The following is a 14,000-nucleotide window of genomic DNA, read 5'->3' as shown; positions in this document are numbered from 1 at the left end:
TATCTATGATAACTACCCTCGACCAATGCTAGAGGATGTCCTAAGTGAGCGCATTCGTTTTTCTGGTAGATAATCTATGGACGAGAACACGACGGTTGCCGGCCGCATCGCTGACTCGATCGGTGCGCGCATTATCAGCGGCGCGCTGCAGCCAGATGCTCCACTCCGGCAGGATCATGTCGCGCGGCAGTTCCATTCCAGTCACGTTCCGGTCCGCGAGGCCTTTCGGCAGTTGGAAGCCCAACACCTTGTCGTCGCTCGGCCCCGTCGCGGTGTGCGGGTTGCTCCTCTCGACACCAAGTCGATGAAGGAGATCGCCGAGATGCGGGCCGCGCTCGAAGTGGTCGCATTGCGCAATGCGGCTCCAAAGCTTACATCGGCTCACTTGGCACGGATCGAGCTCGCCCTCATTGAAGGAGATAATGCCGAGACAATTGAGGATTTTGAAACGGCCAACCGCGCCTTTCACCACGCGCTGGTGGCACCCTGCGCAATGCCGCGCCTGCTCGCCAGTCTCGATGGACTGCAGCTTGCAAATTCGCGGCTGGTGTTTGCAATGGCGCGAAGTGCCGGCTGGCGACCGCGGTCCAATCAGGATCACCGGCTGATTCTGCAGGCACTGCGAGCCCGCAACGTCGATCAAGCCTGCACCCTGCTCGCGCGTCACATTCAAACCATTGAGCGCCTCGCCCTTCCCGCCTCCTGACCGGAAGAGGCTTCCGGTCCGTTTACGAAGTTGTCTACGTTGACGCCGATCGCCGTCATCACCCTGAAGACGCGATCGCGTCCGGCGTAAGCATCGCGCACGCGCCATCGTCGACCCCACGAGAAGAGACCCGCTGGCGCCGCTCATCTCAGTTTGTCATCTTCGGGAGATGAATTTTCCGGCCAAGTGCCTGCTCGACGAGATCAAAGGTGTCGACGAGCACACGCATGCTGATGAGGCCGCCGGCCTTGAACTGAGCGAACTGCGCCGCGCGCAGCGAGATGGACTTGTCGGATTTGCGCGCCGCCAGGGAACAGCGCAGCATGGAGGCTGCGGAATCGACGCCGAGCATAGTCCTCTCGCGGTCGAAACGGCGAATCTGGACATTGTCAGAGATCTCCCGGATGACGTCGAGCACGGCGTGCTTGCCATGCCGAGCGCCGAGAAATGGAAACATGTCGATCGGACCATAGAGCGCCCAGTCGACCTCTTCGTCGAGGAGGGCCTCGATGTCCTCAAAATGCCGGTCATTGATCGCGCGATGCAACGTTCGCGAGAAGCGCCAGAAGCTATGCTCCGCCATTTTTGGTATTCCTGAAACCAGCTTGCAATAACGGAGCTGCTTCTTGGTATCTGTATCGACGCATCAAGCTCAGCGGACCTCATTGCGGTGGGCTGGGGCCACCTCCGTAGCCGCGCCACGGGGGTGAACCAAACGTCCATGTTCCCTCGCGCACAGTGTTGGACACCTCTACAGCCATGAGCTCCCCCACCCGCAAGGCTGCAAGTGAGATCGAATACCAGTAGGATGCTGCGGCAAACGACGTCATGAGTTCGAGCGGCGCGGCGTGACGCTTCGAGGCATCCGCTTCGGCACATGACATTTTCAGCCAGGGCATCAGCAGGCTCCTGGCTTCGTAGCGAAGGTAGCAATCGTAACCACAGTACGGCCTCTGCGTCGACACGTCCCGCAGGTATCCGGTACCGAGAACTTCCGCACACGCGGTGCAGACCGCCCTGTTGAGCGGGGCCCTGTGATTGACCAATACAAACTTCATGATGGAGATCCACGCCTTCCCTGCGGTCGGTGCGCAGCTCGCGAGATTGTCGCGCGCTGTTCGACGTCAACGATTTCGGCGCCGCAGTAAACATGCGGCACTCCGGACCGCAGTAGGAGACGCGTCCTCCGGATCGGGTGCCGTCTCTGCCGCCGATGTCCGCTCAGGCGGCGGGTAATCGCCGCAACCAATTGCTGTCCGCTTCGCAACGGGACTTGAAGTGTTCAACGCACCTCTTTGAGCAGAGGGCGGTTCGCGAAGAGTAGTAACGAATAAGGCCAAACTTTCCGGCGCAAATGGCGCACCGTTTGACGGTGTTGCGCTGAAGTTTTTGATGGGCTTTGGACATGTCCGTCTCCAATTCCTGCATCTCCCATTGCGCGTTGGAGGGCTCAGGCTTGTGACGAGCGGCGGGGGCGCGACGTAGCTCAATCCGCGTCGCGCTTCGGCATCCATTTCCGCCTGCACTCGTTGCTTTGACCTTGACCTGCCCACCGTTCGATCGGGCACCGTCGATAAGCGCAAAGTTTATCTCTTTGTCCTAGAAGAAATTCGCCAATCTCCGTCCTGCCAGCGCATACGTCATGCGACGTTTCTCTATTTAGCGCAGAAATTCATCGCAGAAATCGACTATTGGTCCGGCATAGCGGCCTTACCGCAGAGGGGCGATCGGCTGACATCCGACCAGCTCAGCCCGATCGTAAATCGGTCGCCCAAAATTCGCTTCTGCACCCCCTAGAGTGGCTGCGCGTGACGGGCCCATTGAGGACGACGCCTTGAGCGTGTCGCCTAGGTCGTGGCCGGCCCGATCGCGACGGCGTCTCGACAAAGCTGGAGCGCTCACGTGCCGCGACCATCAACCGCCTCAAAACGCCGACGTGAGTTGCACCTCATGAGCGGCTACCGCCTCCCGGGAGAGCCGATTGTGCTGTTGACTACCGCTACCCGCATGGACGAACGACGAATTCACGGGGCACCTTCGTCTACGGAGATCCCAACAAGAAAAGCTGCAAGACCGATGACGTGTGGCTGGGTTTGAGGGCGGTTTCACCCTGACACACCGAGGCAACGATGACCGCCCGAGTGCCGGCGGCTCACGTCGCGGGATCTGGCTTGCGCTGGGCCTGGACCGCAGCCACGTTCCGCAAATGGCGCCCCGCTTGACCGCGGGCAGAAGCTCCAGCAGCAAGGCCGTTGCGGCGATTGCGACCCCCTGCGGTAATGTTGCAGCGCGCTCAAGGCCAAGATAGTTATGCGTCTACTTCCCTATCACCCCAGGTCCATCATGATTCGTCACATCGTTTTGTTTACCGCCAAGGATAAGGCCCAGATCGACGAAATGATCGAAGGCCTGTCAGTTCTCACCACAATCCCACATGCGCGCCTGCTCGAGGTTGGTCGCAATCGCAAGACCGATCAGTTCGGCAACGATATCGACGTAGTGGTCTACGGTGAGTTCGACAATGAGAGGGAACTCGCAGCCTACAGGGCTCACGACCTATACCAGGAATCGATTAGCCGGGTGCGACCGCTCCGCGAGCTGCGGTTTGCGGCCGATTACACCGTATCAACGGATGCGCGTTTGGCCTCAACGGCTGCAACAGGTCAAGTTGCTCGGCGCCTCGAGCCGACTGGCGGGGGCTAACCTGACAATCGGCATCAAGGGTCCCCGGGTCCCAGACCAGCGCTCTCGGTCGGCTCGGGATCACAATCTGAACACATCTCACAGCAGGCAAGTCATCGGTGATTGACAGCCCAGTGCACGTCCGCGAGCTGCCGTGGATCGAGCCCGTCATGGCGATGCGATGTCTGGCTCATCGACCGCAGCTTACGTTTCTCGATAGCGCGGCCAAGCATGAATTGCTCGGCCGCTATTCATATCTGAGCTGCGATCCGTTCAGTACCTTTATGGTCGCGGACGGACAGGCGCGTTGGAACGGAGAGCCTCTTGAGGGCGACCCGTGGGAAGCTCTTCGCGCCCTTCTCGCCAACTATTTGCAAGAGCATCGCTCCGATCTGCCCCCGTTCCAGGGAGGCGCAGCCGGCTTCCTTGCTTACGATTTAAACAGGACGTTAGAGCACTTGCCGACGCCCGCAATTCCCGGGCAGGGATTGCCCCAATCGCTCCTGCATTTCTATGACGTAGTCGTGAGCTATGATCACCGGCACAACAAATGCCGGATCATTTCCACCGGTTGGCCGGAGCAGGATCCTGTACGTCGCGCAGAGCGTGCACGCCGTCGAGCCGACGAATTTGCAGCACTGCTTGCCAACCCAGAGACGCCGCGGGATACATCCTCCGGCAGCGTGCGCGCCTGGCATTCGAACTTCAGCCGCGAGGACTATGTTGCGGCGGTCAAGCGCGTCGTCGGCTTGATTCTGGCCGGAGACGTCTTCCAAGCCAACATTGCGCAGCGCTTCAGCGCCAGGGTGCCGACTTCCTTCGACCCCCTCACCTTCTACAGCCAGCTACGATCATCGAACCCCGCACCCTTTGGGGCGCTCCTGCGCTATGGCAAGCTGACCGTCGCATCGAGCTCGCCGGAGCGTTTCCTGAAGCTTGGTGGAGGCCGGGTCGAAACACGCCCCATCAAGGGCACGATCGCGCGTTCCGCTGATTGGAAGGAAGACCAACGCCGAGGTGAAATCCTCCTTGCGTCTGAAAAGGACCGCGCCGAGAACGTCATGATCATCGACCTCCTACGCAACGATCTGTCACGTGTCTGCACTGCGCGTTCGATCGAAGTTCCAGCGCTGTGCGACCTCGAATCCTATGCCTCGGTGCACCACCTCGTGTCGGTCGTTACGGGTGAACTTGCAGGAGACCAGGACGCCGTTACCTTACTTCGCGCTTGCTTTCCCGGCGGCTCCATTACCGGAGCGCCAAAGGTGCGCTCGATGGAAATCATAGCGGAAATCGAGCGTGTGGCACGCGAGCTCTATTGCGGGGCGATCGGCTTCATTGGTTTTAATGGGCACATGGACACGAACATCGCGATTCGCACTGTAACGATCGACGGCGATGTGGCTGTCTTTCATGCAGGCAGCGGGATCACGGCGATGTCGGACCCAGAGGCCGAATACGAGGAGACGCTCGCCAAGGCGAAGCGCATCTTCGATGCGTTTCGTGCTGAACGATCCGGTGCAGTTTGATTGTCATCATCGACAACTACGATTCCTTCGTCTTCAACATTGCCCGCTATTTCCGCAATCTTGGTAAGGCAACGGAGGTGGTCCGGAACGACGAGATCAGCGTCAGGGACCTTGTTGGCTTGAAGCCGCGCGCAGTGGTCATCTCACCGGGTCCCTGCACTCCACTTGAGGCCGGAATATCCTCGGCCGTCGTTCGCGAGCTTTCAGGTCGCGTACCGCTTCTCGGCATTTGCCTCGGACACCAATGTATCGGGAACGTTTTCGGCGGAGGCGTGGCGCGTGCACGTCGCCCTATGCACGGTCGGTCCTCGTATGTCACGCATGATGGTCGAGGGCTGTTCAAGGAGCTCCCATCCCCACTTCGCGTTGGGCGCTACCATTCTCTTGTTGTTGAGCTCGATGAGGCTCGCGCCCCGCATCTTACGGTGACAGCGCGTTCGGACGAAGGCGAGGTCATGGCGCTCGCACATCGTTTCCAACCAACATTTGGCGTGCAGTTTCATCCGGAATCGATACTCACGGAACAAGGGCACGTGCTGCTTATGAACTTCTTGCGCCTGACGGAGGCTTCCTGGGCCAAGATCGAGCCAACTGCCGGATCGCTGTGACTGGCTCGGCAGCGGTTCGATCTCGTCGCAAGCAATGTCGCTCGCGCGCGAATGGGTCCACCGCTTCTGGCCGATGCCGACGCCCGGCGCTCCCATCAGCGGTGATGGTCGTGCGAAATCGCAGCCTGAGGGCAAGTCACGCTGTCTTGCGCGGAGTTGCGCTGGCTCTCCTCCAAAAAAAGGGCCACTCCGGAGGAAGGAGTGGCCCAAGTAAGGGAGGAAAACGCCCCCTAAGGAGCCTCTGGGGATCAGGCCGCGGCCTGTTCGATCGGTGAGAAGGGCAGGCCGAGACTCTCGGCCACGGCCTTATAAGTTAGCCGGCCCCGATAGACATTGAGGCCTGCGCGCAGATGCGGATTCTCGAGCACTGCTGCGAATCCCTTGTTGGCGAGAGCCAAACCAAAGGGCAGCGTGGCATTGTTTAATGCCTGGCTTGAGGTGAGCGGGACAGCTCCGGGCATATTGGCGACGCAGTAATGAATGACGCCGTCCACCTCGTAGGTTGGATCCGCATGCGTCGTCGGACGCGAGGTCTCGAAGCATCCGCCCTGATCGATAGCTACGTCCACGATGACGGAGCCCTTGCGCATCGAGCTCAACATGCCGCGACTGACCAGCTTCGGCGCGCTGGCGCCGGGAACGAGCACCGCCCCGATGACAACGTCCGCTGCAAAGACTTCCTCCTCAACGGCGTCTATGGTCGAGAACCTGGTGCGAACGCGTCCCTCGAATAGTTCGTCCAGTTCGCGAAGCCGGGGAATCGAGCGATCGAGGATCGTGACCTCGGCACCCAATCCCGCCGCCATCCGAGCGGCATGTGCACCAACAACCCCGCCTCCGATCACAACGATACGGGCCGGCTGCACACCGGGCACGCCGCCGATCAACAGCCCCCGCCCGCCTGCGTACCGCCTCAGCGCCGCGCCCGCCGCTTCGATCGCAAGCCTGCCCGCAACCTCGCTCATTGGCGCAAGCAGCGGAAGCCCGCCAGCCGGACCAGTCACGGTCTCGTAGGCGATGGCGGTACATCCGGACTTGATGAGGCCCTTAGCCTGCTCCGGGTCCGGCGCCAGATGCAGATATGTGAAGAGGATCTGGTTCTCTCGCAGCTGGGCCCATTCTGAAGGCTGGGGCTCCTTGACCTTTACGATCATCTCGCTCGATGCAAACACCTCGCGAGCAGAGTCCAGAACCGTTGCGCCGGCCTTGCGGTAGACGTCATCTGTAGCGCCGATGCCAGCACCGGCCGTCGTCTCGACCAGCACGCTGTGGCCTGCGGCCACATATTCGCGGACAGCCCCAGGAGTCAGGCCCACGCGGTATTCGTGCGTCTTGATCTCCTTGGGAACACCGACCTTCATTTGGAATCTCCTCTTGGACGGCCCCCTTCTAGTGGGAATCGCGGTGCAAACTTGCGAAAGTGGAGCCAACTCGCGCGGAAATTCCGCGATTTTTTGTGCAATCACGCAGGATTTCAAAGAGGCGAACGAGACCGACATGGCAATCGTCGATGAGCCGCCGTAAGTGGCGAATGACCGGACCGAATTCTCGTGTCGAGCGGAAACTGTTTGCCACTGCGATCGCGCCGCTATGGGACGCCGCATCAAAACAATCACAAGATATGAAGCACGACTTGACCTGAGCAAACTTGACCTCATCATTGGAGGCAAGCGATCAGATTGCGCCGCGTTCGCACAATATTCTGAAACAAGTCGGAGGCGTTGTCCTGCGGCATGACGTGATAAGGCGTATGAACCCGATATCCGAGTTTACCGATCGAGGCGAAAGTCAAACGTGTGATTTTTCGAGTGCCTGCAGCGAGAAGAACAATGCGTTACGTTTTCCAAGCTCTCATCGATCAACTCATCGAAAGTACTGACGTCGACGACCTTAGGCTGGGGATGGCCGAAACTGCTGCCGCGCTCGATCTGTGTTGTTTCGCCTACCTCGCTTTACCTTCCAGACCAGACGCGCAGCCGCTTCTGATTTCGACCTATCCATCAAGTTGGACTTCGCATTACGTCCAAAAGCAGTATCATCGGTTCGACCCCGTGATTATCCAATCCCTTCGCCGGGACAAGGCCTTTGAGTGGGGCCTTGGTCTTGGACCAGAAGTACATTCGGAGCCTGCCCGCCAGGTTTTCGAGGAGGCCGCCCGATTTGGCATTCGCTGCGGCTTCACCGTTCCGATTCACGAGAGCGGCGTCGCTGTTGCCACGGTCACATTTGCCGCCAACGAACGAGCTGCGTCCTTCGGACGTTCCCTACGGCGGCATGCTCGTATACTTCCTTTTATGGCAACGGTTTTCCATGCACATGCACAACGTAAGCTGCGTGCCTGCGATCAGATTGATGGTGTCTCGCTTTCTCGGCGGGAGATCCAATGTCTGAATTGGGCCGCTCAGGGCAAGTCTTCCTGGGAAATTGGCCGCATCATGGGCATCTCCCACTATACGGTCGCATTTCACCTGGACAACGCCAGGACCAAGCTGGGCGTTCGATCGACGATCCAGGCCGTCGCGCGTTTTGTTGCCGCTGGCCGAAAGACCTAGATGCGGGCGGCCGGCGCGCCGCGGCCATCTACACCGTCATCGCTTCCGCCAAGCTCAACGACATCGATCCCCAGGCCCGGCTCGCAGACATACTGGCCCGTCTGCCGGGTCATCGCGCCAAGCGCGTCTAGGCACTTCTGCCGTGGAATTGGCGCCCTCAGAGCGTCGCCCATGCGGCTTGAGCCCATCAGCTCGCCGACCAAGATGAGCTAACGAGGATAAACGATGTTCCGGCATCACCCCCGAGATGCCAAACCGCGATTAATTCCCGGCGATTTGATCTTGGGCGGCAGCCAGACGTTCGGCTTCTTTTAATGCTGCAGCTTTTGTCCTGAATGGTCCGATGTCGTTCTCTTCAGTGTCAGGCAACCAGGCAGGGAGGAACCACCAACCTCCTGGTCGTCCGTAGCTGGCGGTGCTTCGGACTGATCCGATGCCCTCAGCGATGAACCAGCCGGGATCGACCCCATCCTGTCGCCATGAGATTTCTGACATGGTGTGTGTCATCCTCGATAGAATGTCCCCTCGTTCCCGAGTTCTAGCCACTCCATATAGGCCGACAGCAAAAAACTCGTCGATAGTGCTCTGAGGATGTTCGGCGACACCACGGGCGAAGACCGACTAAATATGCTCGCGCGGCACCGTCCTGCTATTCCGGGGTCGCCGGATGCGTGCGTCGGATTTCGGTATCACACCCTCCTTAACTGAGGAGGCTGCACATCCCCAGCAATTCCCCTTCAATACCCGCCCTGCGGCTTTGGAGGCACGAACATGATGCAGATCATCACACAGGAGTTCTATGGAGCCTTTGCTGAAGACCTTTGTGAGATGCACCGACTTAGATATCGGGTTTTCAAGGAACGACTCGCATGGGACGTTCAGACCAGCGGGGACATGGAAATCGATGAATTCGATGCACTCGGTCCCGTCTACCTGATTCAGCGATCGAGCAACTACAGCGTTCAGGGCTGTGTACGACTGCTTCCATCTACCGGACCGACGATGTTGCGCGATACCTTCCCTGTGCTGCTCGATGGACAGCCCTTTAAAGCGGCTCCTTCGGTCTGGGAAAGCAGCCGTTTTGCGCTGAATGTTGACGCTGGAGCGCGCGGAACGATGCGCGGGTTGACCAGCGCGACCTACGAGCTCTTCGCTGGCATGATCGAATTCGGCCTTTCGAGGCGGCTAACAGAAATTATAACGGTGACCGACGCCCGGATGGAGCGCATTTTGCGACGCGCCGGGTGGCCCTTGCGACGGGCGGGCCAGGCAAGGACATTGGGAAACACCCAAGCAGTCGCTGGTTATCTCGAGATTTCCGCGGCCGCACTATCCCGGGTCCGCGACACCGGAACACTTCGCTCACCTGTGCTCTGGGAACCGGCGCTGAAAGCTGCGTAGAGATCTCGCATGTTCAACCCCTCAACCTCCCCAAAATTGCCGGGCGCGATCTCAAGAGACATGTCTCGCCCTGTGCAATCAACCAATATTAGTCTGCATCATTTGCGATCGGCGGTCGCTGCGGCGGACTGCGGAAGTTTTCGACAGGCGGCCGAATGCCTGGCCGTGCAGCATTCGGTGCTCAGTCGCTCGATCAGTCAGTTTGAGCACCTGGTCGGAGTGGCTCTCTTTGACCGTTCGACCGGCGGAGTTGCGCCAACGCCCGCCGGGCGAACGATCCTGCAAATGTCGCGAATGATCCTTGAGCAGCTCGACACACTGGTCGCAACGGGCCGATCGAGCGGCCGCGGCGAGGCGGGCCACCTTTCCGTGGGTTTCTGCACCTCAATATCTGCAGGCAATCTACGAGCCACCCTCGCGGAGTTCAGGAAGCGAACTCCCATGGTCGCACTCACCACAGCCGAACAGCCGCGCACGCGTCTGATGGATTCTGTTCGCATTGGCACCATCGATGTCGCCGTCGTTCCTGGAGGACATACGCTATCCGGTCAGAAGAGGCTGCCGGTTTGGAGCGAACGCATTCTCATTGTGCTTCCAAAGGATCATCCTCTACTCATCCGCGACGCTATCCACTGGACCGATCTTCACAACGAGACAGTTCTGCTAAGCCAACGTGATCCGGGAAGCGATTTGAAAGAGCTGTTGGTTTCAAAGCTGGTTGCCAATGAGAGGCGGCCAAAAATCGAGCGGCATGATGTCAGCCGAGGCATCATCAAGAGCCTCGTCAGCTTGGAGCTTGGAATAAGTCTGGTCCTTGAAGCTGACGTGGGAGCCAACTTCACCGGCGTGGTCTATCGGGAAATCCAGGACGGTTCTGGACCAAGCCGTATGGGCTTTAACGCGTACTGGCGTAAGGACAATGAGAACCCGGCGCTTACGCGCTTCCTGGATCTCTTGGCCGAACGCTATCCTGCGCCGCCTTCAACGGCAGAGGGGTGACTTGAACGCCTAAGCTTTTTGAAACCGCGATCGGTGGCCATAAACCGTGCCAGCATCGGCGCAATCAGCTTGGCGGGCTCTACAGATTGGCTCGATTCACGCGAAAGGGTTTCGGCATAGGCAACAAGATCTCGATGCACGGGCGCCGGCAGATCAAGACTGATCTTGACGGGTTTTTCATCTGGGATCGCTCCGATTTTAAGTTTTGGCATGTGCATCACCCTTTATATGGCTCCAGAACGAGATCGCGGTTGATGTTGACGCGGATCGGAAACCCAGGCCGAACAGTGAGTGTGGGCTGGATGTTGAGACTGCGCCGAACCACTTGCTGTCCGGTTTGGTTGAGCGAATCCGATGCGCCATGTCGCAACGCCTGAATGATCGCACTATCGTTGCTGTTTGTATCGGAGCCAGCTCCCAGTTCTGTGCCGACGGCCAGGAAGGTTGAGAGGGCGGCTGCCTTGAAGAGTTCACCCCAGTGGTTGTCAACCTCGTCTTCAAGCCCTGCATACCCTGACGGATCCGCGCCGGGTTGCCGCTCGAGGACGATGGAGCGCCCGTTGGGCATGATCAGCCGCGTCCAGACCAGCAACACACGTGACTGGCCGAAGCTGATCTGGCTGTCGTAAACACCTATGAGACGCGCGCCCTGCGGAATTAGCAGGAAGCGCCCCGTCGGCGTGTCATACACGTGCGCGGTGACCTGTGCCGTGATCTGTCCCGGCAGATCGGAGCGGACCCCCGTGATCAGCGCTCCGGGAATGACCGTTCCTGCCTGCACCACATAAGGTGAAGCAGCTTTCGTGATTCGGTCCGGACTCGTGGTACGCCTGTCCACGGCAGCATTCACGAACGCAAGCTTCCGGTCCTGCGCATTCTGCGCACCCTCCTCGTTGTTGAATCCCGGCGCAGCCATGTTCGCGCGATCAACTGCTCGCCCGACGCCTGTCGGATTTGAGGCCTCTCGCGTATTCGTGGAAGCAAAGAGACGGCTGATGCGCGCCGCCTCTGCCTCCTGATTCTCCCGCTGCCGCTCCTGATCGGCCGAACCTGCCGCGGTACCAGCCGGCTGCCCCTGAGCAGCGAGGATCGGGCGGCCAAGATCGCCTGGAAGCGGTGGGCCCAACTGCGGCACCTGGCGTGGCACCATCGTGTAATCCTGCGGAAGCGCAGTGATACTCTCCGCAACATTGTGATGATCAGTGCTGTAGAGCTCTTCTGGCCTGGGACCGCGTGCCTGATTTTTCTGCAGCGCCCAGAAGGTCGCACCAGCAACAAGGAATACTGCGAGGGAGCTTCCGGTCAACAGGACCTTGCGCGAAAGGCGAGTCACGCGCGGATATTCTGGCCGGAGCCGAAACGGCTCTGTCTGCTCCTGAGACGGCCGTTGCGTGCCGGCCGGTTGTTCTTCATCCTGACGGTCGGTCATGTCGAGCTCCCGTCGGTCCGGACAATTCTGACCTTCTGCTGGTGCTCTCCGCCCAGGCGGAGTTCGGCGGCTGCGAACAGCCGATCGACAATCAGCAGATTGCCATAGGCCCGATAGTTGACGATCTCGGTCTTGCCGTCAGGGCCGAGGGCAAACAGGGGCGGCATTTCGCCCTGTACGATGCCTTGCGGGAATTCGATGTAGACCTTGCGACCATCATCATAAGCCGCAATGGGACGCCAGGGAGCGTTGTCACCTTCGATTCGGTAGCGGAACCGGCGCTGCGTGATGTCCGGCAAAGCGGGTGTCAAAGGTGCCGATTGTCTCTTCCCCTGCCGATCTTGCGGGTAGTACCACGCAACCAACGGCATGTAGGGCTTTTCGCGCGAGCGAAGCTCAATCAGATAGGTGCGCCGATCCGTGTTGATGACGAGGTTCGTCTCGATCGACGCGCGCGTCGGCTTCACCAGGACATGGACGCGGCGGGTGTCGCCGCTTCCGTTCTCGGTATCCCCGACGACCCAACGCACCGTGTCGCCAGCCGCGATCGGGCCGGACCCGACCAGCTGTTCGCCCTCCTCCAGCGCGATGTCCGTGATTTGACCCGGCGCTGCATAGACCTGGTACAGGGCACCGGGACTGAAGCTGTAGATCTGCGCGGCGTTGAAATACCCGCGTTTGCGCGGCTGGACGCGAGCGGCGCTATTGGCCGCGTCGACCCTGTCGACCGGCTCGGCTTCCTCCTTGGTCCCCGATTTGCCGCCGAGCGCCGGCTTCCAGGCGGGCGGGACGTGAAGCGGCCGGCTCCGATCATCGACATCGGCCGGTAGCGGAGGCAACGGCGGCACGTCGGCGTCATAGGTGATTTGGGGCGGAATATAGGTCGAGCAGGCGCCAAGCAGGCACGCGAGGAGCGCGAGCAATGAAACGGCTGCCCTGCCCGATAATCCTGGAGAGACGCCAGTCGGGACCTGAGAGAATTGCGGCTTCATTGCCCGAGCTCCTTCGACCAGCTGATTGCATTGACGTAGACGCCGAGAGGATTCTTGCGCAACCGATCGGCATCGCGAGGCGCCTGAATGACGATCGTCAGAATGGCGGTCCAGCGCTCCGTTGAACCAAGCGATCCGTTCTCGTAGCCGCGCTCAACCCAGGCGACGCGGAAGCTTTCAGTTGAGGCGCGGATCACGCTCGAGACCTCGACCGAGACTTGCGTCTTTCCGAGCCTTGCGAAGGGATCATTGCTCCTGGCGTATTCGTTCAGAGCGGCGGCCCCGCGGTCGGTGGTGAAGTCGTACGCCCTGAGCCAGTTCTGGCGCAGGACAATGCCGTCTGCCGGCAGACCGCGGACGTCCTCGATAAAGCGAGCCAAGTGATAGGCAATCTGAGCATCGCTGGGTTCGAAATCGGAGGTCGCGGGAGCTATTCTTTGGGCCTGGCCGAGACGATCGACTTCGACGACCCACGGCGTGATTGTTCCTTGCGTTGATTGCCAGACCAGCCCGCCTGCGAGGCCGCACGAGAGCGTCAGGCAGCTGAATGCCATCAGCCGCCAATTTCTGGCTTGCACACGTGCCGAGCCGATGCGCTCGTCCCACGCTTGCGCCGCCTTCTGATAGGGCGTCACGGGCGCGGGCGTTCGCCCGTAGTGAACCGAAGACCTCTTGAACATCAGTCATTTCCCCAAGAAACCGAAATTGAGACTTGCATTTCGCTCGATGGCGGCCAGGCGGCGAGTGCGGAGGGTTGCAATCACGTCGCTTGCTCGACGCGCACGAGGTGTCTGAACACGCAAAGGCAGCGCGAGACACGGCAGGCCCTGCATTGCCGTCTGCGAACGCTTGAGCTCAAACCCCGGAGGTCAGGTAGCAAATGCACGAGAGGCAGCGTAAGGAAAGCGTCCGGCCGATCTTGCATCGCCGACATCTCGAACACTTGTTGCCTCTCGTGCAGTGGCGCTCTCACTGACGCTGTCTGGTCATGCATGGCCTGCCAGAGAAGCGCGGGCGTAAGGCTCAACGAGAGTGCTTGAGAAACCAGCACCAGAGCTTGCCAAGCCGGACCATGCCAAGCGCGCCGACCAGGGCGCGCGCT

15 protein-coding genes and 1 pseudogene are annotated in these 14,000 nt (G+C 60.0%); 8 read left to right on the top strand and 8 right to left on the bottom strand.

The genetic code is table 11. From position 1 onward, the window contains the following. The first annotated feature begins 76 nt into the window (after window positions 1–76). Entirely contained in the window at window positions 77–706 is a 630-nt protein-coding gene (locus ACLFLU_RS07695; protein ID WP_426411674.1) for a GntR family transcriptional regulator, read from the top strand. A gap of 148 nt (window positions 707–854) precedes the next feature. Here the strand turns inward: ACLFLU_RS07695 and ACLFLU_RS07690 are convergent, their stop codons facing one another. Together ACLFLU_RS07690 and ACLFLU_RS07685 are read right to left on the bottom strand one after the other, a co-directional pair. Continuing rightward, window positions 855–1,289: a nuclear transport factor 2 family protein gene (locus ACLFLU_RS07690; RefSeq protein WP_234685218.1), complete on the bottom strand. Its 435-nt coding sequence runs from the start codon at window positions 1,287–1,289 to the stop codon at window positions 855–857. Window positions 1,290–1,368: 79 nt separating this feature from the next. Continuing rightward, window positions 1,369–1,605 (bottom strand): hypothetical protein, encoded by a 237-nt coding sequence (locus tag ACLFLU_RS07685; protein WP_426411673.1) that lies wholly within the window; start codon window positions 1,603–1,605, stop codon window positions 1,369–1,371. Window positions 1,606–3,049: 1,444 nt separating this feature from the next. Here ACLFLU_RS07685 and ACLFLU_RS07680 point away from each other — a divergent pair. The 3 genes from ACLFLU_RS07680 (at window position 3,050) to ACLFLU_RS07670 (ending at window position 5,525) form a co-directional block, all read left to right on the top strand. After that, on the top strand, window positions 3,050–3,409 hold the full coding sequence (locus ACLFLU_RS07680; protein WP_270163303.1) for a Dabb family protein: 360 nt from the start codon (window positions 3,050–3,052) through the stop codon (window positions 3,407–3,409). Window positions 3,410–3,522: 113 nt separating this feature from the next. After that, the gene (gene pabB / locus ACLFLU_RS07675; RefSeq protein ID WP_426413928.1) at window positions 3,523–4,917 is read left to right on the top strand and encodes an aminodeoxychorismate synthase component I; all 1,395 of its coding nucleotides are present in this window, start codon (window positions 3,523–3,525) and stop codon (window positions 4,915–4,917) included. Next, window positions 4,914–5,525 (top strand): anthranilate synthase component II, encoded by a 612-nt coding sequence (locus ACLFLU_RS07670; RefSeq protein ID WP_426411672.1) that lies wholly within the window; start codon window positions 4,914–4,916, stop codon window positions 5,523–5,525. The genes pabB and ACLFLU_RS07670 overlap by 4 nt, the downstream gene beginning before the upstream one ends. Before the next feature lie 248 nt (window positions 5,526–5,773). Here the strand turns inward: ACLFLU_RS07670 and ald are convergent, their stop codons facing one another. Further along, the gene (gene ald / locus ACLFLU_RS07665) at window positions 5,774–6,886 is read right to left on the bottom strand and encodes an alanine dehydrogenase (RefSeq protein ID WP_426411671.1); all 1,113 of its coding nucleotides are present in this window, start codon (window positions 6,884–6,886) and stop codon (window positions 5,774–5,776) included. Between the two features lie 468 nt (window positions 6,887–7,354). On the opposite strand from ald, the gene ACLFLU_RS07660 reads away from it, so the two are divergent. Together ACLFLU_RS07660 and ACLFLU_RS07655 are read left to right on the top strand one after the other, a co-directional pair. Then, the gene (locus ACLFLU_RS07660; RefSeq protein WP_426411670.1) at window positions 7,355–8,077 is read left to right on the top strand and encodes a LuxR family transcriptional regulator; all 723 of its coding nucleotides are present in this window, start codon (window positions 7,355–7,357) and stop codon (window positions 8,075–8,077) included. Continuing rightward, a pseudogene (locus ACLFLU_RS07655) lies at window positions 8,077–8,208 on the top strand (transposase domain-containing protein); the annotation flags it as partial. The gene ACLFLU_RS07660 and the pseudogene ACLFLU_RS07655, both read left to right, overlap by 1 nt. Window positions 8,209–8,338: 130 nt before the next feature. On the opposite strand, the gene ACLFLU_RS07650 reads toward ACLFLU_RS07655, so the two are convergent. After that, complete coding sequence (locus ACLFLU_RS07650; protein ID WP_084302324.1) at window positions 8,339–8,572, bottom strand: hypothetical protein; 234 nt, start codon at window positions 8,570–8,572, stop codon at window positions 8,339–8,341. A 276-nt stretch (window positions 8,573–8,848) separates the two neighbouring features. On the opposite strand from ACLFLU_RS07650, the gene ACLFLU_RS07645 reads away from it, so the two are divergent. Together ACLFLU_RS07645 and ACLFLU_RS07640 are read left to right on the top strand one after the other, a co-directional pair. Then, window positions 8,849–9,478, top strand: coding sequence for an acyl-homoserine-lactone synthase (locus tag ACLFLU_RS07645; protein ID WP_426411669.1), 630 nt, complete (start codon window positions 8,849–8,851; stop codon window positions 9,476–9,478). Window positions 9,479–9,487: 9 nt separating this feature from the next. Beyond that, the gene (locus ACLFLU_RS07640) at window positions 9,488–10,477 is read left to right on the top strand and encodes a LysR family transcriptional regulator (RefSeq protein WP_426411668.1); all 990 of its coding nucleotides are present in this window, start codon (window positions 9,488–9,490) and stop codon (window positions 10,475–10,477) included. Here the strand turns inward: ACLFLU_RS07640 and ACLFLU_RS07635 are convergent. Genes ACLFLU_RS07635 through trbF form a run of 4 tightly spaced genes read right to left on the bottom strand, consistent with a single transcriptional unit; the run spans window position 10,444 to window position 13,578 of the window. Further along, window positions 10,444–10,689: a DUF2274 domain-containing protein gene (locus ACLFLU_RS07635; protein WP_426411667.1), complete on the bottom strand. Its 246-nt coding sequence runs from the start codon at window positions 10,687–10,689 to the stop codon at window positions 10,444–10,446. The two genes, ACLFLU_RS07640 and ACLFLU_RS07635, sit on opposite strands and share 34 nt — an antisense overlap. Window positions 10,690–10,694: 5 nt before the next feature. After that, entirely contained in the window at window positions 10,695–11,906 is a 1,212-nt protein-coding gene (locus ACLFLU_RS07630; RefSeq protein WP_426411666.1) for a TrbI/VirB10 family protein, read from the bottom strand. Further along, window positions 11,903–12,898 (bottom strand): P-type conjugative transfer protein TrbG, encoded by a 996-nt coding sequence (gene trbG, locus ACLFLU_RS07625; RefSeq protein WP_426411665.1) that lies wholly within the window; start codon window positions 12,896–12,898, stop codon window positions 11,903–11,905. The genes ACLFLU_RS07630 and trbG overlap by 4 nt, the downstream gene beginning before the upstream one ends. Further along, window positions 12,895–13,578: a conjugal transfer protein TrbF gene (gene trbF, locus ACLFLU_RS07620; RefSeq protein ID WP_027545494.1), complete on the bottom strand. Its 684-nt coding sequence runs from the start codon at window positions 13,576–13,578 to the stop codon at window positions 12,895–12,897. The genes trbG and trbF overlap by 4 nt, the downstream gene beginning before the upstream one ends. Window positions 13,579–14,000 lie beyond the last annotated feature (422 nt).

Origin of the sequence: Bradyrhizobium ganzhouense (genome assembly GCF_049949285.1) — a bacterium.
Lineage (GTDB): Bacteria > Pseudomonadota > Alphaproteobacteria > Rhizobiales > Xanthobacteraceae > Bradyrhizobium > Bradyrhizobium ganzhouense.
Note: the sequence above shows the minus strand (reverse complement) of the source record. Positions and strands in the feature narration are given on the sequence as shown.